Raw genomic sequence first — 20,824 nt, forward strand, 5'->3', positions numbered from 1 at the left:
GACGCCGATGGGTGTTGGAATCGAAAAACCCACCACGGCCGGGCGGATGTCCGGCGAGCGCTTCCGCCTGTTCCAGGAAGGTCGGCCGGACCATGAGCGCTGGGAGCTTGTCGGAGGTGTCCCGATGATGATGACGCCGCCAACGATTGCGCACAACCGCATCGCGGGAAATCTTGAGCGTCTGCTCTATGACGCGCTGGCGAGTCACGATCAGAGTCGCATCGCAATGCAGCGTCCCGGCATCGAACTCGGATCGGGCGAATTCCGCCCCGACCCGGATGTTGCCGTCATCGACGCCGAGTACGAGCCGGACCAGAGGTTCGTCGAGCGAGCCTATCTGTTGGCAGAGATCGTCTCCGCCACTGACGACACGCGGGTGCCCGCCACCGAGAAGAGGTGGATCGACGTCAAACGAACCATCTACCTCGCGCATGCGGCCTGCGAAGCGGTGCTCATCATCGAGCAGGACCGAATGGAGGTCCGTCTCGACGCCAGAACGCCGAGTGGTTGGAACTCGCAAACACTCGGCGGGTCCGAGGAATTAAAGCTGCCTGCATTCGGACTGCAATGCGCCGTCGCTGATCTCTATGAGGGGACGCCGTTGCAGCCACGTCGCCGGAAGCGCCCTGCTTGAAGGGCTGTCAGACTCGCCGCAACTGACCTTCATTCAATGACGACGAGAGGTTACACGTGCTGACCGCCGTTGATGTGGATCTCGGCGCCGTTGACATAGGACGAGGTGTCCGTGCACAGCACGTAGATGATCTTGGCGACCTCGTCGGGCGTGCCGAGGCGGTGCATCGGGATCTGCTGGTCGACGATCTTCTCGGTGCCCGGCGACAGGATCGAGGTGTCGATCTCGCCTGGCGCGATCGCGTTGACGCGAACGCCGACGCGGCCGAAGTCGGAGGCCATCTCGCGCGTCAGGGATGCGAGCGCGGCCTTCGAGGTTGCGTAGGCGGCGCCCGCGAAGGGATGTACGCGCGAGCCGGCGATCGAAGTGACGTTGACCACCGATCCCCTGGCCGCCTTCAATTCCTCGATCAGCCCCCGCGCCATCATGATCGGAGCGAAGAAGTTGACGTTGAACACGTGCGTCCAGGTCTCGAGGTCAGTGTCGACCGAGCCGAGCCTGGAGCCGCCGACACCCTTTGGCGAGATCGCGGCGTTGTTGACCAGCGCATGCAGCATGCCGCCTTCGAGGCGGTCGCGGATGTCGGAGATCGCGCGCGTGGTATCGGTGGGGGTGGCGAGGTCGACCTGGATATGGTCCTCAGGGCCCGCATCCCAGGGACAATCCTCCGGGAACGGATGCCGCGAACAGGTGATGACGCGCCAGCCGGCCGAGGAAAATCGGATTACGGTCGCGTGGCCGATGCCGCGGCTGGCTCCGGTCAGGAGCAGCGTACGGCGTGGCGCGTTGGAAGACTGCGACATGAAGCTCTTTCAGGTTGGAGCATGATCCGGAAAATTGTGCAGCGGTTTTCCGAAAAGATCATGCTCAAACAAAATACTAAGGATACATCCGCGCCTTGGACCATGGTTGGCCGGCCGCGTCACGACGAAATTCGATGCGGTCGTGCAGGCGGAATGGGCGATCGTGCCAGAACTCGATACGCGACGGCGTGATGCGCCAGCCGCTCCAGCCCGGCGGTCGCGGCACCTCGCCGATCATGTGCTTGGCGGCGACCTTGGCGATCGCCTGCTCGAAGGCGAAGCGGCTCTCTAGCTCTTGCGACTGCTTGCTCGCCCAGGCGCCGATCTGCGCCTGCTTCGGACGGGTGGCGAAATAGGCGTCGGCTTCGGCCTCGCTTACCGGCGTCACGTTGCCGCGGATGCGGACCTGCCGGCGCAGCGACTTCCAGTGAAAAAGTAACGCGGCCTTAGGATTTGCGGCGAGTTCGCGGCCCTTCTGGCTGGCGATGTGGCTGTAGAAGACGAAACCCTCGGTATCGAAGCCTTTCATCAGCACCATGCGCACGTCCGGCAGGCCGTCGGCGTCGACGGTCGAGAGCGCCATGGCGTTCGGATCGTTCGGCTCGCTCTTGATCGCCTCGTTCAGCCAAGCCTCGAACAGCGCAAAAGGTTCGTCGGCGGCGGTGAAATCACCGGATGTTAAGGGTGTCTGGTGTTTCATCGGGGTCGTGTCGGTCATGTCTGGAGTCCGAGTTGCGTCCTGCGGCCCAAAACGCGTTGTTGTCCGCTACCGCCCTATATAGGGCATGGGGACGCGTTGGCCTATCGACGATCCGGCCGTCCGGCGTCGTCATGACGATCGTTCTGATCGGGCTTGGCACCGGCGGTTGCAGCTTTTCCCGCAATGACAAGAGTGCCTACGCCAAGGCCGACGACAGCGATCTCACCGGCTCGATCACGATGTCGGCGAAGGAGGCGGCTCCGACCGAGACCGATCTCGCCTTCGCCCGCAATGCCGCCTCAGACATCCTGAGCAAGGGCGACAAGGATTCCAGCCAACACTGGGAGAATCCCGAGACCGGCGCCCGCGGTTCGGTGACGCCGATCGCGCAATCCTATGCCGCCGAGGACGGCCGCAAGTGCCGCGACTTCCTCGCGAGCTATGTCAACGGCACCACCGAAAGCTGGCTCCAGGGCGCCGGCTGCCAAAGCAGCCGTGGCCGTTGGGAGATTCATACGCTAAAGCCGTGGCGGAGTTAGAAATCGGCTCCGCGAGCTAGTTGCAAAAATGCCACTCGCCCCCACATCAAGCCCAGGTGGGGCGGGGAGCCCTTTGAACATATCGATTTCCTGAAGGAGACGTGACGGATGCGCGACCCCTACGAGGTCTTGGGGGTGCCGCGGAGCGCCAACGCTGCCGCGATCAAGAGCGCCTATCGCAAGCTTGCCAAGAAGCACCATCCCGACAACAACCAGAACGATCCGCGGGCCGCCGAGCACTTCGCCGAGATCAACACGGCCAACGAGATCCTCGGCGACGAGGATAAGCGCAAGCAGTTTGATCGTGGCGAGATCGGCGCCGACGGCAAGCCGCGGTTCCAGGGCTTTCCCGGCGGCAGCGGCGGGCCGCGCGGTCGCGCCGGTCCCGGCGGGTTCGAAAGCTACACGTTCCGCAGTGGCGGCGCGGGCCCTGGTCAGGGCGGCGGCGCGTTCGAGGACATCCTCAACAGCATGTTCGGGGGCGGGGTGCGCGGGGCGCGGCCCGGGGCCGGCGGGCCCGGGCAGTTCGAATTCGACACCGGCGGGATCGGGGTCGATCTCGACCTGAACGTCGCCATGACCGTTTCGCTGGAGGAGTCGGTGCAGGGCGGGGAGAAGCGCGTCCGGCTGCCGACGGGCAAGGAACTCAACGTCAAAATTCCGGTCGGCGTGGTCAGCGGCCAGCAGATCCGGCTGAAGGGGCAGGGCGAGACCGCGCAGGGCCACCCGCCGGGCGATCTCCTGATCACGATTACCATTGCACCGCATTCGTTTTTCAAGGTCGAGGGTGCCGACCTCAGGATCGACCTACCGGTCACGCTCTATGAGGCGGTGCTTGGCGGTAAGGTCCGCGTGCCCACACTCGGCAATGCAGTGGAACTGTCGGTCCCGAAAAACACATCCAGCGGCCGGACCTTCCGCCTTAAGGGCAAAGGATTGCCAAAAGCAGGCGGAACCGGGGATCTCTTCGTCACCATCAGGATTATGCTACCGGACGGGAACGACGCCGAGCTTGAAGCATTGATGGAAAAGTGGCGGGACCAACACCCCTACAATCCACGTAGCGGGCTCGGTTAGGGCGAGATCGGCAGCTGAAGGGGTTCTCCTAAAGACTGAGAGCGTCGTCCATGGAGATGATGCTCATCATATGCCGAGGCGTGGTAGCCCCTGTTGGCTCACGTGCTCGACGTGTCGGCTGCCCGGCGGGGCAGCCGATAAAAAGGTGCGGCCTCGAGAGGGGGACCAGCGCGGTACCAAAAACCCCAATCGAGGCCGCCCGCGTCGATCGGCGGATCGAACGCTGCTCATTTTCGCGTGATCATCCGGTGCGATAATGAGACGCGCCGATGTCTTGATTCCAAATTTTCAATGTCGGAATCGAGGCACCGCGTTTGCGTGGTTGTCTAGGTGCCTTTTTTCTCTGCCTGGTCGTAGACCGCCTGCGCCACTTTGGTCAGCCGGTCCCGGTCGCCGCCACCGCTGACGACGTAGCCGACGCCGTGCTCGGCCCAGAACAGCGCCCCGTCCTTTTCCGTTCTGGCGTAGCGCATCTGCGTCGCGCCGTTCTCGGTCTTGGCGGTGTAGATCGTGTACCGCTCGCCCGAGGCGCCCTCGTACATCAGGAACGACGCCGGACCGTTCGGCCCAGGCAGGAGCCGGCCGCCGACGAGCTTCAGCCCGCTCGCCTCCAGGTTCGGTGCAAACACGGTCCAGCCGCAGCGCCGGGTCAGCCAGGCCTGAAGGTGGTCGCGCTCGTTGCCGCCGACCTCGACGGGGTGGCGAACCTCGACGACGTAGAGGCGGTGTGCGTCGAGCGCGTCGGTCGTAAAGTTCTGGAAGGTCGAGGGGGCATTGGCGGCGCCATGCGCGACCCAGCCGGCGGTGCCGCCGGCGACGAAGGCAACAAGCACCGCCGCGGCGGCGCCATAGAGCCACTGGCGGGGCCGGCGCTCCAGCCGCTCGAGCTCCAGCCGCGCCGGCACCTGCTCCTGGGCGACGGAATCGTAGCGGGCGTGCAGCATCTCGGCCACGGCGCGCCAGGACTGCACGCGCTCGGCATCGTCAGGGTGGGCGACTAGCCAGGCCTCGACGTCGGTGCTGCGCTCGGCCGGCAGCTCGCCGTCGACATAGGCGTGCAGTTCGTCTTCTGTGAGAGGAATATTGCGGTCGTTCATATCGGTCGTCTCTGGCTCTGCGGCCCAAAATATCTTACGCGGTTCAACTGCGCTGCTTCCCACTCCACGCAGGGCAAGCGACATGCGCAATGCATCCACCCTGCCATTACTTCACCCGCTTGAGCGCCGGGCGCTCACCCTCCAGCGAGGCTTTAACGTGGGCACGGGCGCGGGCCAGGCGCGACATCACGGTGCCGATCGGCACGCCCTGGATGTCGGCGACCTCGCGATAGCTCATGCCCTCCAGCATCACCAGGAGCAGCACCGAGCGTTGCTCCTCGACGAGCGTCGCCAGTGCCTTCTCGATATCGCGCCCTTCGGCTTCGGTCCCGCTGGCATCCGGGTTGTTCTCCGTCAGCTGCATGAATTGCGGGCGCCTTGCCAGCGAGCGCCGCCGGTTCTTGTTGAGGTTGGTCAGGATCGTGTAGAGCCAGCTCCTGACGTCGCCCCCGAGGAACAGGCGCTCTGAACGCAGCGCCCGCACCAATGTATCCTGCACCAGATCGTCGGCCGCATCCGCCTCGCGCGTGAGCGCGCGGGCGTAGCGGCGCAACGCCGGGATCATTGCTTCCACACTTTGTCGAAACGCACTCATTGCGGTCTTGACGTCCTGGTGTCCGGCGCGAGTGCCACAACGATCATAACACCCGAGCGGAACAGCTATTCCGGCGCTCGAAACAGCGTTAACGCCGCGTATTAGGACTGTACCGCAAAGGAGGGCTGGTGTACCTCCAGACCTCACCGAGAGCTCGACGGGACGTTAGCAAATGGCGCAGAATTCAGGTCTGATGCAGGGACTGATGCAAGGCAAGCGCGGGGTCATCCTCGGTGTTGCCAACAACCGTTCGATCGCCTGGGGCATCGCCAAGGCATGCCACGCGGCCGGCGCCGAGCTCGCCTTCACCTACCAGGGCGATGCGCTGAAGAAGCGCGTCGAGCCGCTCGCCGCCGAGATCGGCGGGCTCGTGCTCGGCCATTGCGACGTCACCGATGCCGCGACCATCGACGCGGCCTTCGCGGTGCTGAAGGAGAAGTGGGGCAAGATCGATTTCCTGGTGCACGCGATCGCCTATGGCGAGCAGCTGGATGGTCGCTACGTCGACACCACGCAGGAAAATTTTTCGAAGTCCATGCTGATCTCCTGCTATTCGTTCACGGCCGTGGCGCAGCGCGCCGAGAAGCTGATGACCGACGGCGGCTCGCTGATCACGCTCAGCTATTACGGCGCCGAGAAGTGGATGCCGCATTACAACGTGATGGGCGTGGCGAAGGCGGCGCTCGAAGCGAGCGTGCGCTATCTCGCGGCCGATCTCGGCGAGAAGAACATCCGCGTCAACGCGATCTCGGCGGGTCCGATCAAGACGCTCGCGGCGTCCGGCATCGGCGATTTCCGCTATATCCTGAAGTGGAACGAGGCCAACGCACCGATGCGGCGCAACGTGACCACTGAAGATGTCGGCGGCAGCGCGCTGTATTTCCTCTCCGACCTGTCGCGAGGCGTCACTGGCGAGGTGCACCACGTCGATTCCGGCTATCACGTGCTCGGCATGAAGCGCCCCGACGCGCCTGACATTTCGTTCGGTAGCAAGGACTAACCTTTACCTGGAATGCCCGTGCCCACGATCTATTACCTTCGCCACGGCGAGACCGAGTGGAATGCGCTCGGGCGGCTTCAGGGTACCAAGGACATTCCGCTGAACGCGCGCGGCCGCGGTCAGGCTGTGCAGGCCGGGGACATTCTCGCCGATCTGTTCAAGCGCGACGGCCGCGACAAGGCTGCATTTCCCTACGTGTCGAGCCCGCTTGGCCGCGCGCGGCAGACCATGGAACTGGCGCGGGGCAAGCTCGAACTGCCGCCTGCGGACTACACGCTCGACGATCGCCTGCGCGAGATCGGCTACGGCGCCTGGGAGGGACTGACGCTGGCTGAGAGCGAGGCCTCCGATCCCGATGTCTACGCCCGGCGTCTCGCCGACAAATGGACGGTGGGCCCCGCGGACGGGGAGACCTACGCCGAAGTACAGGTCCGCGTGCGCGCCTGGTACGACCAGCTTCGGACCGACACCGTCGCGGTTGCCCATGGCGGCACCTGCCGGGCCCTGATGGTTTCACTCGGCCTGGAGACGCCGTCGAGCGCCGCCGAACTCTATATCGAGCAGGGCGCAGTCTATGTGTTCCGCGACGGGCGGCTGGAGAAGTTTAGTTAAGCCGGTTGGCCGTCTCCCGTGGCGGCTGCGGGTTTGACCCCCGGCCCCCCGCGCGTTACCACACGCGGGAACCAAGCTAGCGAGCCGCGATGTCCTTCAACACCTTCGGCCACATGTTCCGCGTCACCACCTTCGGCGAGAGCCACGGGGTAGCGATCGGCTGTGTGGTCGACGGCTGCCCGCCCATGATCCCGCTCGTCGAGGCAGACATCCAGGGCGATCTCGATCGCCGCCGGCCCGGCCAGTCGCGCTTCACGACCCAGCGCCAGGAGCCGGATCAGGTGAAGATCCTCTCCGGCGTGATGGTGCATCCGGAGACCGGCGTACAGGTGACGACGGGCACGCCGATCGGGCTGCTGATCGAGAACACCGACCAGCGCTCGAAGGATTATTCCGAGATCAAGGACAAGTTTCGCCCGGGTCATGCCGACTTCACCTACGAGGCCAAATACGGCCTGCGCGATTACCGCGGTGGCGGCCGTTCTTCGGCGCGCGAGACGGCGACGCGCGTTGCTGCCGGTGCGATCGCACGAAAAGTGCTGCCCGACGTCAGGGTGCGCGGCGCGCTGGTGCAGATCGGTCCGCACAAGATCGACCGCGACAAGTGGGACTGGGACGAGATTGCGAAAAACCCGTTCTTCTGTCCCGACAAGGACAAGGCCGCGTTCTTCGAGACCTATCTCGACGGCATCCGCAAGAGCGGCTCCTCGATCGGCGCGGTGATCGAGGTCGTCGCCGAAGGCGTGCCGGCCGGCCTTGGTGCGCCGATCTATGCGAAGCTCGATTCCGAGTTGGCAGCCGCGATGATGACGATCAACGCGGTGAAGGGCGTCGAGATCGGCGCCGGCTTTGGCGCGGCGGAATTGACCGGCGAAGAGAACGCCGACGAGATGCGTACCGGCAATGACGGCACGCGCTTTCTGTCCAACCACGCCGGCGGCGTGCTGGGCGGCATCTCCACGGGACAGCCGGTGGTGGTGCGCTTTGCGGTGAAGCCAACCTCGTCGATCCTGCAGCCGCGTTTGACGGTCGATCGCAACGGCGCCGACACCGAGATATTCACCAAGGGCCGCCACGACCCCTGCGTTGGCATCCGCGCCGTCCCCGTCGGCGAAGCCATGATGGCCTGCGTCCTGGCCGATCATTTCCTGCGCGACCGCGGGCAGGTGGGACGCTAGCGCTGGGTGGGTCGCTAGTGTCGCGCCACCAGCCCACCGCGCAGCTTGACGATCCCACAACTTCGTCCGCAAATGCGGACATGCAAAACGCCCAACTCCAGCGCATCACCAACTGGTTGATCGACGGCGCCAGGTCATCGGGGACCCCGTCGGAGATGATCGCCGACGTCTGCGAACATCTGGTCGCAGCCGGCTTGCCGCTGTGGCGGTTCGGCATCTTCATTCGTACGCTGCATCCGGAAATCTTCGGCCGCAATTTTATCTGGCGGGAAGGTCAGAAGGTCGAGATCGGGACCGTCGATTTCGATATCCTGGACACGCCCGAATTCGCCAGGAGCCCGCTTCGTATCGTGTTCGAAGAGGGGATCGAGGTCAGGGGCCGCATGGACGACCCCGACAGCAAGCGCTTTCCGTTCCTCGATGACATGCGCGCCGAAGGGGTGACCGACTATATCGCGGTGCCGATGCCGTATCTCGACGGCTCGATCCACGCAACGAGTTGGGTCACGCGGGATCCCGGCGGCTTCAGCGATGACGACATCGCGGCGATCCGCACCCTCATGGCACCGCTTGCGCGCGTTAGCGAGATCATCAGCCTGCGCCGCACCGCCGAGATGCTGCTCGATACCTATGTTGGCAACCGCGCCGGCGCGCGTATCCTCGGCGGCCAGATCCGCCGCGGCCACAACGACACCATGCAGGCTGCGATCTGGCTCTCCGACCTGCGCGGCTTCACCGCGCTGTCGGACCGGCTGCCGGCCGAGACTGTGGTCGAGATCCTCAATCACTATTTCGACTGTCAGGTCACCGCGATCCGGGGCCATGGCGGCGAAGTCCTGAAATTCATGGGCGACGGCTTGCTCGCGGTGTTCCCGATCGACGAGTATGTCGGCGATGCCGCCCATGTCTGCTCGCGCGTGCTGGAGGCGGCGCGCGAATCCCGCGCCAGCGTCGAGGCGCTCGCCTTTCCGGTCGGCGACGTCGTCGAGCGCTTCCGCTTCGGCGTCGCGCTCCATGTCGGCAACATCCTCTACGGCAATATTGGCGGCGGCAACCGCCTCGACTTCACCTGCATCGGACCCGCCGTCAACCTTGCCGCCAGGCTCGAGAAGATCACGGGTCGGCTAGGGCGGACCATCGTGGCCTCGGAAGGCTTTGCCAATGTCTGCCAACACGACTGGCACGAGCTCGGAGAATTCCCGATCGCGGGATTTTCCAAGGCGCAGCGCGTGTACGGGCTCGCGGATGAAGCGCCGGCGCTGGTCGACTGAGTGCTATTCCTCCGGCTCCGTCGTGAACAGCAGCGGATAGCCCTTGGTGCGGGCGGCATCCGTTGCGCGGGTGGCCTTGGTCTCGGCGACGTCCCTGGTGAACACCGCGACCACGCAAGCGCCGAGCTTGTGGGCGGTGATCATCACCTTGTAGGCCTGATCCTCGGTCATCCGGAATTCGGCCTTGAGGATCAAGGTGACGAATTCGCGCGGCGTAAAGTCGTCGTTGATCAGGATGACCTTATGCAGCTTCGGCCGCTCGACCTTGGTCTTCGTCCTGGTTTTCGGCTTGATGACGGTGTCGTTCATTCCGCCTCCCGGATACGGCGGGCTCGGGTTCCTGCCGGCGCGCTCAGCGCGCGGCCTTCTCACCATATTGCAGGACGTGCACCTTCTCCAAGGTGATCAGGCCGCTCGACATCATGCCATCCAGGAAGGGCAGGAATGCGTTGATGTTGTCCTCGCTGTCGACGATCTCGATCAGCAGCGGCAGGTCTTCCGACAGCCGCAGGATTTTCGAAGTGTGCAGCCGGCTCGACTTTCCGAAGCCCATCGGACCGCGCAGCACGGTGGCGCCGGCCAGATGCCGCTCGCGCGCCGTCATCACGATCGCTTCATAGAGCGGCTTGCCGTCGAAATGGTCGTTCTCGCCAATGAAGATCCGGAGCGAAACCGCCTGATTGGGAATTTGCATGGTCAGCTCCTTGTCAAGCGGTTGGTGCGGCTGGCCATCATATGGCCTGCCCATACCGATACCAGCCAGCAGATGACGGACGCCGCGATATAGGCGAGCGCCGTATATTTCATGCCGTCGTGGAACAGGCGGAAGGTCTCCAGGCTGAAGGTCGAAAAGGTCGTGTAGCCGCCGCAGAACCCGGTCATGACAAACTGCCGATGCTCGGGCCGCGCCAGCACGCGGCCGTCGGGCCCGGTCAGCGTCGCGTAGAAGCCGATGATCAGCGAGCCGGTGGCGTTGATGAACAGCGTCGCGACGGGGAAGCGGGGGCCGGTGTCGAGCGCGAGCCCGACGAGGTAGCGCGTGAGCCCGCCGACGATGCTGCCGGCGGCAACCCAGGCATAGAGCATCGCGGTGCGCCGGCGATCGGCGGAGGAGGGGGACTTCATCTGCCTCTAGACTCCCAGAGTGTCCGCGAGGAGGAAGCCGCAACTGACGGCCGCAAGGCACAGTCCGACCGAGCACACGACATTGCCAAACGCGTGCATCGGCTCGCCGTTCCGCGCCAGCGTCAGCGTTTGCAGGCTGAATGAGGACACCGTGGTGTAGCAGCCGAGAAAGCCGGTCACCGCGAACAGCCATGGATTGGGCGTGGCGAAGGCCGAGCCGGGATGGGTCGCCAGTGCGCCAAAAATCCCGATCAGGAAGGCGCCGGTGACGTTGATGGTCATGGTGCCCCATGGAAACGTCTCGCCCATCCGTCGCGCGATCGCGCCGGAGACGAAATAGCGCGCACAGCCGCCCAGCACGCTGCCGATGATGATCGCAAGCACTCCGCTCAGCACGACAAACAGCCCCCCGTCATCATTTTTGCTCCGTTGCCAGCCCGTTGCCGACGGCGAACAGCCCCATAAGCGCGACCAGCGCGAAGCCGAGCCCGGCCAGGAACGTGCCGGCCGGACCATAAGTATCCCACAGCGCGCCGGCGATCACGCTTGCGGCCAGCAAGGCAAGGCCGGTGAACAGGTTGAAATAGCCGAACGCGGTGCCGCGCAAGCTCGGTGGCGCAGCGTCGGCGACGAGGGCCGAGAGCAGGCCTTGCGTCAATCCCATATGCAGCCCCCATAGCACGACGCCGAGTGCGAGGCCCCCAAGGCTTGGCAGCAGCGCGAGCGCGAGATCGGCGCCGGCGAGCAAGACGAGGCCGAGCGCGAGCAAGCCGGTGCGGTTGATCCGGTCCGAGAGCACGCCGGCCGGATAGGCCGACAACGCATAGGCGATGTTCATCAGCACCAGCACGGCCGGCACCCACATCACATTGAGCCCGATGTGCTGTGCGCGCAGGATCAAAAAGGCCTCGCTGAAACGCGCGAGCGTGAAGACCACGCCGACCGCCACAACGCGCCAGTAGATGGATCCGAGCTGCCGCATCGCGGCGCGATTGAGCGGGTTTTTTGCAAGCTTCCGGCTCGGATCTGACTCCGGTTCACTCACCGCGAACGCGATCAGTCCGAACGACAGGAATGCCGGCAGCACCGCCACCCAGAACACCGCCGTAAAATTGTCCGCCGTCCACCACATCAGGGCGATCGCCACGAGCGGCCCGACGAACGCGCCAACGGTGTCGAGCGACTGCCGCAGGCCGAAGCTCGCGCCGCGCAGGCCGATGGGTGCGATATCGGCGATCAGCGCATCGCGCGGCGCGCCGCGAATGCCCTTGCCGACGCGGTCGATGAAGCGCGCGGCAACCAGCCATCCGACGCTGGGGGCAAGCGGGAATAGCGGTTTTGTCAGCGCTGCTAGCCCGTAGCCGAGCGCTGCAAGGAGCTTGCGCCGGCCGAGCCAGTCCGACAATGCGCCGGAGAAGATTTTCGTGATCGAGGCGGTCGCCTCCGCAATGCCCTCGATGAAGCCGACGGTGAGCGTGGAGGCGCCGAGCACGGTGACGAGATAGACCGGCAGCAGCGCGTGGATCATCTCGGAGGAGACGTCCATCAGCATCGACACGAAGCCGAGCACCCAGATTCCCCTGGGCAGCCCCGCACGCGCAGCAATCGGTGTCGTCGTCGTCACGTCCAGGACTTCTCCTTGCCTTCTCCTTGGCCTCCCCTTGGGCCTGCTCCTTGGCCTTCGCGTCCAGCCAACAAAAAACCCGCCAGCGGCGGGTTTGTCCATGCTCCCGCAAAAGGCAGAGGCTTCATGTTGCCCCTCCTCAAGCAGGAGTCATCAGCCCACTACGGTCACAGGTCGCCGGGCGGTTGTCGGGGGACTCCATCCCCATCTGTGCGGCCAGCCTAGCATGGAAATCGCGCCGGACAAATGGGCGGGGCGCTCTGTCCAGTGGCCCGTCATTCCGGGAGCGCACCGCGAGCGAGGGCATGACGGTGCCGGCGATCGCGCAGTTCCAGCGGCGCGAGCGCGGCAACATGGCGGCAGCTTTGCGTAAAGCGACGCAAATCCCAACTCGCAAATCCCTAACTGGAATGTGAAGCGCAAGCGATCTTCGGACTTTGCGGCAAGGCGTTTGCATGTCACCATCGCGTCATACGACGGGAGGCTGCGATGCGCTTGCTGTTCTCGATCGGGGTTGTGCTGGTGACCGGCATGTTTGCCGGAGGGGACGTCGCGGGGATCGCGGCACCAGGACCCAAATTCGAGTCGCCTAAAAATCAGCCGCAGCGGCAAGCAGCCGACAGGGACGCGCAGACGGTCGATGTCGAGCTGATCCTCGCGGTCGACGTATCCTACTCCATGGACATGGACGAACTCGCGATCCAGCGCGAAGGCTATGCCCAGGCGATCCAGTCGAAGGAATTCTTGCAGGCGCTGAAGCTGGGTCCGAACGGCCGGATCGCCGTGACCTATTTCGAGTGGGCCGCCTCGACCGACCAGAAGATCATCATTCCCTGGCGGCTGATCGACGGACCGGAGACCGCCGATGCCGTCGCCGCCGAAATCCTGAAGACGCCGATCCGTCGTGCCTCGCGCACCTCGATCTCCGGCGCGATCACTTTCGCGATGCCGCTGTTCGATGAAGATCCCTATCGGGGCTTGCGGCGCGTGATCGACATTTCCGGCGACGGTCCCAACAACAATGGCACTCCGGTCACGGTGGCGCGCGATGCAGCGATCGAGAAGGGCATCGTCATCAACGGCCTGCCGATCATGGTCAAGGAGCCGTCCTATTCGACCATGGATATCGACAATCTCGACTTCTACTATGAGGACTGCGTCATCGGCGGCCCCGGTTCCTTCGTGATTACGATCAAGGACCGCGACAAGTTCAAGGAAGCCATCCGTACAAAGCTCTTGATGGAGGTTGCGGGCCGTATGCCGGAGCGTCCGGTGATGCGCGTTGCGGGCAAGGACAAGGAGCCGCGTGTGAACTGCATGATCGGCGAAAAGATCTGGTCGGACCGCTGGGGGCGCTAAACGCGCTACCGCCGAATGAGACGTTTTGCCCTATTTGCTTCTGATGGAATTTTAACCATGCGTTAACCGTCGCGTGGCCCTAATTGGCTGTTTCCAATTGTTTCCGGATAAAGTTCTGACCTTGTTGTCGGGGCGCGAACGAAGCGGACCTGTCAGACAAATCCGCCGAGCAATCAAATGGCCATCGTCACGTCGAGCACCAGCCAGATTTCGCCCGCCAACGAGCGGGTTTATCACCAGAGCGCCCTGCTCGGTGACTGGAAGGGCAATTGGGCGGGCAACAACCAGCCCGTCGGCTTCAAGGTCGTGAACATCCGCGGTGCCCGGGCGCAGGTCGAGTACACCCATAACGGACACACCGAGCGCGGTTTTGGCGAGGTCAGTGGCGCGCTTCTCACCTTCGGTAACATCACGGTCGGCACCAAGGACGGCAAGAGTTTGGTGCTCTTGTCCTCCGCGGGCGCTGGCAAGCAGACCGCGACGCTGGATAAGCAGGCGCCGCCGGCCTCGGACAGCCGTCTGATGGGAAGCTGGGGCGGCTATTCCAGTGACAATGGCAAGAGCGCGAGCTTCCGTGTGCTCGGGGTCAACGGCAACGAGGCCCAGGTCAGCGTCACCACTGACGGCGTCACCCGGCAGGGCACCGGCACCGTCTACAAGAACGTCATCATGTTCGGGCAAGCGCAGATTGCGACCGATGACGGGCAGAACGGCAAGATCATCTACCAGGTCGGCAACAAGTCGTTCATGGTTCCCGTGACGAAATATCCGCCGTCCGATACGTCGTCTTCGGTCGACAAGACCGCTTAACGCCTCACCGTCGTTTGCTTGCGGCATGATCTCAGCGCCGCGGTACTGCAATCGAACGCCCCGGCTACTTGGCGGCGAGCGGTCGCAGTGGCAGCACGCTGTTGTCCGGCGCTTCCGTCTGCATGGTGATCAGCGTCATCGAGACCAGGTCGCAATAGCCAATCAGGCCGATGATATCCATGATGCCGCGCCCGTCGAATTTCTGTTGCGCCGCGCGGTAGATTCGTCGGAGCCCTTCTTGGCGCGGTGCGAACCGTGCAAGAGCTCGGGAACGCATGCGGGAGTTGAATGGAACGACGCCCGGGCGTGTCAGCTCCACTGGCATTCGCGGCAACCGTCGCGTATAATTTCCGCACTTCCTTGACGGTCACCTGAATGCTCAGTCTCGCAGCTCCACGCGCCCTCGCAACTGTCTTCGCCGTGCTTTGCCTCGGCGGAGCAACGGCTCATGCACAAGTGGCGCCTCTGAGGTATTGGATACCGGGCGGTGCTTTCGGCTTTGGCGGAACTAGCAGCCAAAGAGCCGATGCCTACGGTAATTTTCCAAGCTTCAAGGCCGGCGATGCAGACGGAAGCTACGATTTTCGTCCCGGGTTCTTTGTCGGGAGCGAACGCGGCAGTCTCGGTTTGAACGGTCTCAGCCAGAGCGCCTCCGTCGGCAATTTCAGCGCGCTCTCTTATGATGGCACGCAGTTCGGTTACAACACCAAGACCGCGGGCGGCATGCCCGTCACGTTCTTTGCCGGTTTCGACACGCTGAAATACAGTGGCGGCATTGGCAGCTCGCTTGCGCCGCTCACCTCCAGCGCCTCGCCCGGCTACGGCGCATTTGCAGGTGTCGAGTTCAAGCCGACCTCCAACCTCAGTCTGTCGTTCGGCGCCGGTTTCATTCAGCAGCAATCGGGAAACATGGACAGCGACATCAACTCGTCGATGCTGCCCGGCGAGTCGCCGGCATTGGGCGTCCTTCGGCGGTAGAGCATGACCCGGGAAGGTGTGCCGCGGTTTCCCGAAATAAGAACTAGCGCGTAAAGCGGGCCACCAATTCCACATGCGGCGTATGCCGGAACTGGTCCACCGGCACAATGCTCTCGATCCTGTAACCACCGTCAATGAGCAGCCGCGCGTCGCGGGCAAAGGTCGCGACGTTGCAGGAGACCGCGACCACCACGGGCACCTTGCTCGCGGCGAGCTTCAAGGCCTGCGCCTGCGCGCCCTGGCGCGGCGGGTCGAACACGACGGCGTCGAAGTCGCGCAGCTCCGGCGGCACCAGGGGGCGGCGGAACAGGTCGCGCGGCTCGGCCTTGATCGGCTTGAGCCCCGGCGTACGCGCGGCTTTTTCGAGCGCTGCAATGGCGCCGGCGTCGTTGTCATGGGCGGTGACGCGGGCCTTTTCGGCGAGCCGCAACGCAAACGGGCCGACGCCGCAGAAGAGGTCGAGCACGTTCTTGGCCTTGCCGATGCGTTCCGCGACGAGAGACGCCAGCGTCTCTTCGCCCGCAACGGTTGCTTGCAGGAACGAGCCCGGCGGCAGCGTCACCTCGGCGCGGCCCATCTGCAGGGTCGGCGCCAGGCGTTGCAGGACCAGCTCGCCATGCCGCGTCAGCCGCGCCAGGCGGTGCTGCTCGGCGACGCGCGACAGGGCCGTCACAAGTGGCGTTGGCAGTGGGCCGGAGCCGCGCAAATCGACATCGAGACCGTTGGCGCTGGCAGTGACCTGGATGTCCAGCGGCTTTGTCACCGACATCTTCGACGTCAGCAGCTCGGAGAGTGCCCAACCCGCATCGAGCGCACCCTCGAGCCCGGGATCGAGAATCGGGCAGCGATGGATCGGGATGACATCGTGTGAGCTAGCAGCAGAAAAACCCACCTTGAGGATGTCATGCGTGCCGAACCGGCTGTGCAGCGTGACGCGCCTGCGGCCCGCGCCGTGGGCGTCGAGCAGTGGCGCCACCTCGCAATCGATGCCGGCTTGCGCCAGCGTCTCGACCACGATGCCGCGCTTCCAGACGTGATACGGTTCAGTCGCCCAGTGCTGGATCGCGCAGCCGCCACAGACGCCGAAATGCGGACAGAACGGTGTGATGCGCTCCGGGCTTGCGACATCCACCGCCAGCAGCTTGCGGCGGTCAGGATGGTTGCCGGCGACGTGGCCGACCTCGACGGTCTCGCCGCCGAGCGTGTAGGGCACATAGACCGCATCGCCCGCAGCCAGCGAGACGCCGTCGCCACGATGGCCGACGTGATCGATCTTCACGCGCTCAACCACGTCGCGCGCCCAGGAAGAATTCGATGTTGCCGTCGCCGCCGGTGATTGCCGAGGGGAACACTTCGATATCGGTACAGCCGAGCGAGGCGGCAAAGGCGGCGATGTCGTTGCAGATATCCTGATGCACGGCGGCGTCGCGGATGATGCCCTTCTTGTTGTGCTTCCGCTCCGCCTCGAATTGCGGCTTGATCAGCGCCAGCAGGCTCATCGGTGCGGCCGCCAGGGATAGCGCCACGGGCAGCACCGTCTTGAGCGAGATGAAGCTGACGTCGATGACGACGACATCGGGCCGCGCCGGCAAGCGCTTGCCGTCATAGGCGCGGATGTCGGTCTCCTCCATCGTCACGATTTTGGAGTGACCGCGCAGCGAGGGATGCAACTGGTTGGTGCCGACATCGACGGCAAAGACGAGGCTCGCGCCGTTCGCCAGCAGCACCTCGGTGAATCCGCCAGTGGAAGCGCCGACGTCGAGGCAGACATGGTCCTCGATCTCGATCCTGTAGCGCTCAAGCGCGCCGGCGAGCTTGACGCCGCCGCGGGAGACATAGGGGTGTGCGGGCTCGGCCCGGATCACCGCATCCTCGGCGATGGTCTCCGACGGTTTTGCGACCTGCTTGTCATCGGCAGTGACGAGCCCAGCCTCGATCGCTGCGCGCGCCCGCGCCCGGCTCTCGAACAGGCCACGCTCGACCAGCAATACATCCGCGCGCTTGCGGGCAGGGGACATCGGTTCTCCGAAAGAAGATTGGCGCTTATGTAGCGATCAATCGCGCGGCTGCCATCCGGACGCAAGCCCCGAAGGCGGCTAGGTCGTGCCAGACGTCGATCGGCATCTGCGCCGGCGTCACCAGCGGGCAGCCATGCAGTTCCAACGCGTGGATCATCATGAGATTGTCGACGAGTCCAAAGTCTTCGACCGTCAGCCCCTGCGCGTCGACCAGCCGCCCCTCTTCGGACGTCACATCCACGAAGCGCCCGACACGGTCGGCATAGGCAGCGCCGTCGTTGGAATAGGCGAGGCAGAACTTGCGGCGGCCGGCCATGTAGCCGAGCTCGTAGACGGTGCCGGGATCGGCGCCGGCGCCGCGGAACGGCGTGAGGTTTGCGATGATGGCATCGGCCGCGTCCATCATCGCCTCGTTGCCGCAAAAGATCTGCCGCGACGCATCAGGCGCGGCGAGGTCGATCTCGTTGTCGAGGGGACAGAGGCCGGTGAGGCCGTGAGCGGCGCAGATCGCGGCTTTCTGCCGGCCGATCTCGACCGCATCTGGCAGGAACACGTCGGGGCCCGCCAGATAGATTTTCATGAGAGCTGCTTCCCAGAAGGTCGAAGCTCGCTGTTAGGCGAGCTTGACCGTCTCGGCCTTGACGTCCTTGCCGAGCGCCTCGAACACCTTGGCGACGATGCCCTTGGCATCGAGACCGGCACGGCCATACATCGCGGCCGGCGTATCGTGGTCCTGGAACACGTCGGGCAGCACCAGGGAGCGGAAACGCACCATGCCACCGTCGAGCGCGCCCTGATCGGTCAGGAATTGGGCGACATGCGAACCGAAACCGCCGACCGAGCCTTCCTCGATCGTGATCAGGATCTCGTGGTCGCGGGCGAGCTTGAGCACCAGCTCGGTGTCGAGCGGCTTCATGAAGCGCGCGTCGGCGATCGTGGTGGAGAGGCCGTGAGCGGCGAGCTCGTCGGCCGCCTTCTCGCATTCGGCGAGGCGCGTGCCGAAGGAGAGCAGGGCGATCTTGCTGCCCTCGCGGACCACACGGCCCTTGCCGATTTCGAGGGGAACGCCGACGTCGGGCATTTCGACGCCGCGGCCTTCGCCGCGCGGATAGCGCAGCGCGCTCGGGTGGTCGTTGATCGCGACCTGGGTTGCGACCATGTGGACCATTTCGGCTTCGTCGGACGGTGCCATGATGACCATGTTCGGCAGACAGCCGAGATAGGCGTTGTCAAACGAGCCGGCATGGGTCGCGCCGTCGGCGCCGACGAGGCCGGCGCGGTCGATGGCGAAGCGGACGGGCAGGTTCTGGATCGCGACGTCATGAACGATCTGGTCGTAGCCGCGCTGCAGGAAGGTCGAGTAGATCGCGCAGAACGGCTTGTAGCCTTCGGTCGCAAGACCTGCGGCGAAGGTCACCGCGTGCTGCTCGGCGATACCGACGTCGAAGGTGCGGTCCGGAAACGCCTTGTTGAAGATGTCGACGCCGGTGCCGGACGGCATCGCCGCGGTGATGGCGACGATCTTGTCGTCCTTTTCGGCTTCCTTGACGAGGCTCGCGCCGAATACGTTCTGATAGGCCGGCGCATTCGGCTTGGACTTGGCCTGGGTGCCGGTCGCGACGTCGAACTTGACGACGGCGTGGTACTTGTCGGCGGAAGCTTCCGCCGGGCCGTAGCCCTTGCCCTTCTGGGTCACGACGTGGACCAGGATCGGGCCGGTCTCCATGTCGCGGACGTTCTTCAGCACGGGCAGGAGATGGTCGAGGTTATGGCCGTCGATCGGGCCGACGTAATAGAAACCGAGCTCCTCGAACAGAGTGCCGCCGTCCATCATGAAGCCGCGGGAGTATTCCTCGACGCGGTTGGCGCGGTTGGCAAGGATCTTCGGCAGGCGCTTGTTGATCTGCTTGGCCGCATCGCGCAGCGTGCGATAGGTCTTGCCCGAGTAGAGCCGCGACAGATAGGCACTCATCGCGCCGACCGGCGGCGCGATCGACATGTCGTTGTCGTTGAGGATGACGATCAGGCGCGAATTCATCGCGCCCGCATTGTTCATGGCCTCGTAAGCCATGCCGGCTGACATCGCGCCGTCACCGATCACGGCGATAACGTTGTTCGTGCCGCCGGAGAGGTCGCGCGCGACCGCCATGCCGAGGCCGGCAGAGATCGAGGTCGAAGAGTGGGCCGCGCCGAACGGATCGTAATCGCTCTCGCTGCGCTTGGTGAAGCCGGACAGGCCGCCGCCGGTGCGCAGCGTGCGGATGCGGTCACGCCGGCCGGTGAGGATCTTGTGCGGATAGGCCTGGTGGCCGACGTCCCAGATCAGCCGGTCGCGCGGCGTGTCGAAGACGTAATGGATCGCGGTGGTGAGTTCGACCACGCCGAGGCCCGCGCCGAAGTGACCGCCGGTGACCGAAACAGCATCGATGGTCTCCTGCCGCAGCTCGTCGGCGACCTGACGAACCTGCTCGATCTTGAGCTTGCGCAAATCATCCGGCGTCCGGATGGTGTCGAGAAGCGGCGTCTTACTGTATGCGTTCACGGCGATTTCCAATTTGTCAGCGCCGGAAGATCGTTCCGGTGCGCGATGGGTTTGCACAATATCGGCGCAGCGCGAGTCCTTAAACCGTCGGAGCCACCTGCATGGGGCAATGCCCTGTCTTCAAGCTTAGGTGAGCCTAAGTGCGCTCCGGTTCAGTCTCTGTGATCCATGTCACGTAGGTCGGCTTCGTCCGTCCCAACCAATTTCATCAGCAGTTTGAAGCCCTTGTTGTCGGTGATAGGTGCCCACACAAGGCTTACAAAAAGCCACACTGCGCGCAGCTTTACACCAAAGCTTGGGCCAAAGCCAACCCGCTGGCCTGCTTACGGGGCATGCCGGTGCAACTGGCGGGCCAGAGTGGTTAATCGTGGCGGGAGCGGAAGAGTTCCAGTTTTGCCCGGTTCCTCGGCAGGATTTCAGCTGAGAGGGAGGTCGTTTCGACCGGATTTAGGGAACCGGAGCGCTTCCGCGCAGGCAAATTCTTGGGGTTCCCGCCTGGCTGCCGGGCCTCATGATCGGGAGATCGGCGTGCGATCGTGAAAAATTGCGGGGCGGCGGATGCTTGAGACGGGCGGCTTTGAAGTGCGGCGCCCTTACTGGACGTCGAGCGGCGCGGTGCCGGTGGCCTGGCCGCTGGCATCGGTGGTGATCTTGTCGACGCGCGCCTCGGCCTGGCGCAGCAACTCCTCGCAGCGGCGCTTCAGGGCCTCGCCGCGCTCGTAGATTGTCACGGATTCCTCGAGCGGCACCTTGCCGTCCTCGAGCCGCTTCACGATCGTTTCGAGCTCCTCGATGGCGCGTTCGAAGGTCAGCCTGGAGATGTCCATTTGGGTATTTTCGGCCATATAAGTTTCCGATTGCC

The 20,824-nt window shown here is 64.4% G+C and carries 24 protein-coding genes and 1 riboswitch; of the genes, 10 read left to right on the plus strand and 14 right to left on the minus strand.

The genetic code is table 11. The annotated features are described in order from the left end of the window. Positions 1-46: 46 nt before the first annotated feature. The gene (locus ABIB06_RS20360) at positions 47-634 is read left to right on the plus strand and encodes a Uma2 family endonuclease (protein ID WP_354045978.1); all 588 of its coding nucleotides are present in this window, start codon (positions 47-49) and stop codon (positions 632-634) included. Positions 635-684: 50 nt separating this feature from the next. Here ABIB06_RS20360 and ABIB06_RS20365 read toward each other — a convergent pair whose 3' ends face one another. Further along, entirely contained in the window at positions 685-1,437 is a 753-nt protein-coding gene (locus ABIB06_RS20365) for an SDR family NAD(P)-dependent oxidoreductase (RefSeq protein ID WP_247348040.1), read from the minus strand. Positions 1,438-1,513: 76 nt separating this feature from the next. Further along, positions 1,514-2,155 (minus strand): pyridoxamine 5'-phosphate oxidase, encoded by a 642-nt coding sequence (pdxH, locus tag ABIB06_RS20370; RefSeq protein ID WP_354045980.1) that lies wholly within the window; start codon positions 2,153-2,155, stop codon positions 1,514-1,516. 113 nt (positions 2,156-2,268) lie between these two features. Between pdxH and ABIB06_RS20375 the strand changes: the two genes are divergently transcribed. Then, positions 2,269-2,676 carry an RT0821/Lpp0805 family surface protein gene (locus tag ABIB06_RS20375; RefSeq protein WP_345946830.1) on the plus strand — a complete coding sequence of 136 codons (408 nt, stop codon included), beginning with the start codon at positions 2,269-2,271 and terminating at the stop codon, positions 2,674-2,676. A gap of 108 nt (positions 2,677-2,784) precedes the next feature. Beyond that, positions 2,785-3,753 carry a DnaJ C-terminal domain-containing protein gene (locus ABIB06_RS20380; protein ID WP_247441863.1) on the plus strand — a complete coding sequence of 323 codons (969 nt, stop codon included), beginning with the start codon at positions 2,785-2,787 and terminating at the stop codon, positions 3,751-3,753. Positions 3,754-4,079: 326 nt separating this feature from the next. Here ABIB06_RS20380 and ABIB06_RS20385 read toward each other — a convergent pair whose 3' ends face one another. Together ABIB06_RS20385 and ABIB06_RS20390 are read right to left on the minus strand one after the other, a co-directional pair. Then, positions 4,080-4,850 (minus strand): anti-sigma factor family protein, encoded by a 771-nt coding sequence (locus ABIB06_RS20385; RefSeq protein WP_354045982.1) that lies wholly within the window; start codon positions 4,848-4,850, stop codon positions 4,080-4,082. 106 nt (positions 4,851-4,956) lie between these two features. After that, entirely contained in the window at positions 4,957-5,445 is a 489-nt protein-coding gene (locus tag ABIB06_RS20390; protein ID WP_354045984.1) for a sigma-70 family RNA polymerase sigma factor, read from the minus strand. A gap of 172 nt (positions 5,446-5,617) precedes the next feature. Between ABIB06_RS20390 and fabI the strand changes: the two genes are divergently transcribed. From fabI to ABIB06_RS20410, 4 genes are all read left to right on the plus strand, one after another. After that, positions 5,618-6,445, plus strand: coding sequence for an enoyl-ACP reductase FabI (fabI, locus tag ABIB06_RS20395; protein ID WP_247348045.1), 828 nt, complete (start codon positions 5,618-5,620; stop codon positions 6,443-6,445). A 12-nt stretch (positions 6,446-6,457) separates the two neighbouring features. Beyond that, positions 6,458-7,057, plus strand: coding sequence for a histidine phosphatase family protein (locus ABIB06_RS20400; protein ID WP_354045986.1), 600 nt, complete (start codon positions 6,458-6,460; stop codon positions 7,055-7,057). 89 nt (positions 7,058-7,146) lie between these two features. Continuing rightward, complete coding sequence (gene aroC / locus ABIB06_RS20405; protein ID WP_354045987.1) at positions 7,147-8,235, plus strand: chorismate synthase; 1,089 nt, start codon at positions 7,147-7,149, stop codon at positions 8,233-8,235. Between the two features lie 80 nt (positions 8,236-8,315). Next, complete coding sequence (locus tag ABIB06_RS20410; RefSeq protein ID WP_354045989.1) at positions 8,316-9,506, plus strand: adenylate/guanylate cyclase domain-containing protein; 1,191 nt, start codon at positions 8,316-8,318, stop codon at positions 9,504-9,506. Positions 9,507-9,509: 3 nt separating this feature from the next. On the opposite strand, the gene clpS is transcribed toward ABIB06_RS20410, so the two are convergent. The 5 genes from clpS to ABIB06_RS20435 are packed head-to-tail and all read right to left on the minus strand — an operon-like array spanning position 9,510 to position 12,255. Beyond that, positions 9,510-9,815, minus strand: a complete 306-nt coding sequence (gene clpS / locus ABIB06_RS20415; protein ID WP_354045991.1) for an ATP-dependent Clp protease adapter ClpS — start codon at positions 9,813-9,815, stop codon at positions 9,510-9,512. Between the two features lie 43 nt (positions 9,816-9,858). Next, entirely contained in the window at positions 9,859-10,200 is a 342-nt protein-coding gene (locus ABIB06_RS20420; protein ID WP_247348056.1) for a DUF190 domain-containing protein, read from the minus strand. 2 nt (positions 10,201-10,202) lie between these two features. Beyond that, positions 10,203-10,631, minus strand: coding sequence for a fluoride efflux transporter CrcB (gene crcB, locus ABIB06_RS20425; RefSeq protein ID WP_354045993.1), 429 nt, complete (start codon positions 10,629-10,631; stop codon positions 10,203-10,205). Positions 10,632-10,637: 6 nt separating this feature from the next. After that, positions 10,638-11,027: a fluoride efflux transporter CrcB gene (gene crcB / locus ABIB06_RS20430; RefSeq protein WP_456650910.1), complete on the minus strand. Its 390-nt coding sequence runs from the start codon at positions 11,025-11,027 to the stop codon at positions 10,638-10,640. Between the two features lie 19 nt (positions 11,028-11,046). Further along, complete coding sequence (locus ABIB06_RS20435) at positions 11,047-12,255, minus strand: MFS transporter (RefSeq protein WP_354045995.1); 1,209 nt, start codon at positions 12,253-12,255, stop codon at positions 11,047-11,049. Positions 12,256-12,392: 137 nt separating this feature from the next. Next, positions 12,393-12,470: riboswitch (Fluoride riboswitch) on the minus strand. Positions 12,471-12,744: 274 nt separating this feature from the next. On the opposite strand from ABIB06_RS20435, the gene ABIB06_RS20440 reads away from it, so the two are divergent. The 3 genes from ABIB06_RS20440 to ABIB06_RS20450 all read left to right on the plus strand — a co-directional run bounded on the left by ABIB06_RS20440 (position 12,745) and on the right by ABIB06_RS20450 (position 15,402). Continuing rightward, on the plus strand, positions 12,745-13,614 hold the full coding sequence (locus ABIB06_RS20440) for a DUF1194 domain-containing protein (protein ID WP_247348061.1): 870 nt from the start codon (positions 12,745-12,747) through the stop codon (positions 13,612-13,614). A gap of 177 nt (positions 13,615-13,791) precedes the next feature. Next, positions 13,792-14,424 carry a hypothetical protein gene (locus ABIB06_RS20445; protein WP_354045997.1) on the plus strand — a complete coding sequence of 211 codons (633 nt, stop codon included), beginning with the start codon at positions 13,792-13,794 and terminating at the stop codon, positions 14,422-14,424. A gap of 375 nt (positions 14,425-14,799) precedes the next feature. After that, entirely contained in the window at positions 14,800-15,402 is a 603-nt protein-coding gene (locus ABIB06_RS20450; RefSeq protein ID WP_354045999.1) for a hypothetical protein, read from the plus strand. A gap of 43 nt (positions 15,403-15,445) precedes the next feature. Here the strand turns inward: ABIB06_RS20450 and ABIB06_RS20455 are convergent, their stop codons facing one another. The 5 genes from ABIB06_RS20455 to ABIB06_RS20475 all read right to left on the minus strand — a co-directional run bounded on the left by ABIB06_RS20455 (position 15,446) and on the right by ABIB06_RS20475 (position 20,807). Further along, positions 15,446-16,693, minus strand: coding sequence for a class I SAM-dependent RNA methyltransferase (locus ABIB06_RS20455; protein WP_354046001.1), 1,248 nt, complete (start codon positions 16,691-16,693; stop codon positions 15,446-15,448). Beyond that, positions 16,686-17,420: a TlyA family RNA methyltransferase gene (locus ABIB06_RS20460; protein WP_354046003.1), complete on the minus strand. Its 735-nt coding sequence runs from the start codon at positions 17,418-17,420 to the stop codon at positions 16,686-16,688. The genes ABIB06_RS20455 and ABIB06_RS20460 overlap by 8 nt, the downstream gene beginning before the upstream one ends. A 25-nt stretch (positions 17,421-17,445) precedes the next feature. Further along, complete coding sequence (locus tag ABIB06_RS20465) at positions 17,446-18,000, minus strand: nucleoside 2-deoxyribosyltransferase (RefSeq protein WP_354046005.1); 555 nt, start codon at positions 17,998-18,000, stop codon at positions 17,446-17,448. A 33-nt stretch (positions 18,001-18,033) separates the two neighbouring features. Continuing rightward, entirely contained in the window at positions 18,034-19,962 is a 1,929-nt protein-coding gene (dxs, locus tag ABIB06_RS20470) for a 1-deoxy-D-xylulose-5-phosphate synthase (protein WP_354046007.1), read from the minus strand. A 593-nt stretch (positions 19,963-20,555) separates the two neighbouring features. Further along, positions 20,556-20,807 (minus strand): exodeoxyribonuclease VII small subunit, encoded by a 252-nt coding sequence (locus ABIB06_RS20475; RefSeq protein WP_247441837.1) that lies wholly within the window; start codon positions 20,805-20,807, stop codon positions 20,556-20,558. Between the last annotated feature and the right edge of the window lie 17 nt (positions 20,808-20,824).

The sequence above is a fragment of the Bradyrhizobium sp. LB8.2 genome, assembly GCF_040548035.1.
In the GTDB taxonomy this organism is placed as follows: domain Bacteria; phylum Pseudomonadota; class Alphaproteobacteria; order Rhizobiales; family Xanthobacteraceae; genus Bradyrhizobium.

Coding starts and splice junctions, on each gene's coding strand:
- ABIB06_RS20360 (WP_354045978.1), top strand. CDS start 47: ATGTCCGGCGAGCGCTTCCGCCTGTTCCAGGAAGGTCGGCCGGACCAT.
- ABIB06_RS20365 (WP_247348040.1), bottom strand. CDS start 1,437: ATGTCGCAGTCTTCCAACGCGCCACGCCGTACGCTGCTCCTGACCGGA.
- pdxH (WP_354045980.1), bottom strand. CDS start 2,155: ATGACCGACACGACCCCGATGAAACACCAGACACCCTTAACATCCGGT.
- ABIB06_RS20375 (WP_345946830.1), top strand. CDS start 2,269: ATGACGATCGTTCTGATCGGGCTTGGCACCGGCGGTTGCAGCTTTTCC.
- ABIB06_RS20380 (WP_247441863.1), top strand. CDS start 2,785: ATGCGCGACCCCTACGAGGTCTTGGGGGTGCCGCGGAGCGCCAACGCT.
- ABIB06_RS20385 (WP_354045982.1), bottom strand. CDS start 4,850: ATGAACGACCGCAATATTCCTCTCACAGAAGACGAACTGCACGCCTAT.
- ABIB06_RS20390 (WP_354045984.1), bottom strand. CDS start 5,445: ATGAGTGCGTTTCGACAAAGTGTGGAAGCAATGATCCCGGCGTTGCGC.
- fabI (WP_247348045.1), top strand. CDS start 5,618: ATGGCGCAGAATTCAGGTCTGATGCAGGGACTGATGCAAGGCAAGCGC.
- ABIB06_RS20400 (WP_354045986.1), top strand. CDS start 6,458: ATGCCCGTGCCCACGATCTATTACCTTCGCCACGGCGAGACCGAGTGG.
- aroC (WP_354045987.1), top strand. CDS start 7,147: ATGTCCTTCAACACCTTCGGCCACATGTTCCGCGTCACCACCTTCGGC.
- ABIB06_RS20410 (WP_354045989.1), top strand. CDS start 8,316: ATGCAAAACGCCCAACTCCAGCGCATCACCAACTGGTTGATCGACGGC.
- clpS (WP_354045991.1), bottom strand. CDS start 9,815: ATGAACGACACCGTCATCAAGCCGAAAACCAGGACGAAGACCAAGGTC.
- ABIB06_RS20420 (WP_247348056.1), bottom strand. CDS start 10,200: ATGCAAATTCCCAATCAGGCGGTTTCGCTCCGGATCTTCATTGGCGAG.
- crcB (WP_354045993.1), bottom strand. CDS start 10,631: ATGAAGTCCCCCTCCTCCGCCGATCGCCGGCGCACCGCGATGCTCTAT.
- ABIB06_RS20440 (WP_247348061.1), top strand. CDS start 12,745: ATGCGCTTGCTGTTCTCGATCGGGGTTGTGCTGGTGACCGGCATGTTT.
- ABIB06_RS20445 (WP_354045997.1), top strand. CDS start 13,792: ATGGCCATCGTCACGTCGAGCACCAGCCAGATTTCGCCCGCCAACGAG.
- ABIB06_RS20450 (WP_354045999.1), top strand. CDS start 14,800: ATGCTCAGTCTCGCAGCTCCACGCGCCCTCGCAACTGTCTTCGCCGTG.
- ABIB06_RS20460 (WP_354046003.1), bottom strand. CDS start 17,420: ATGTCCCCTGCCCGCAAGCGCGCGGATGTATTGCTGGTCGAGCGTGGC.
- ABIB06_RS20465 (WP_354046005.1), bottom strand. CDS start 18,000: ATGAAAATCTATCTGGCGGGCCCCGACGTGTTCCTGCCAGATGCGGTC.
- ABIB06_RS20475 (WP_247441837.1), bottom strand. CDS start 20,807: ATGGCCGAAAATACCCAAATGGACATCTCCAGGCTGACCTTCGAACGC.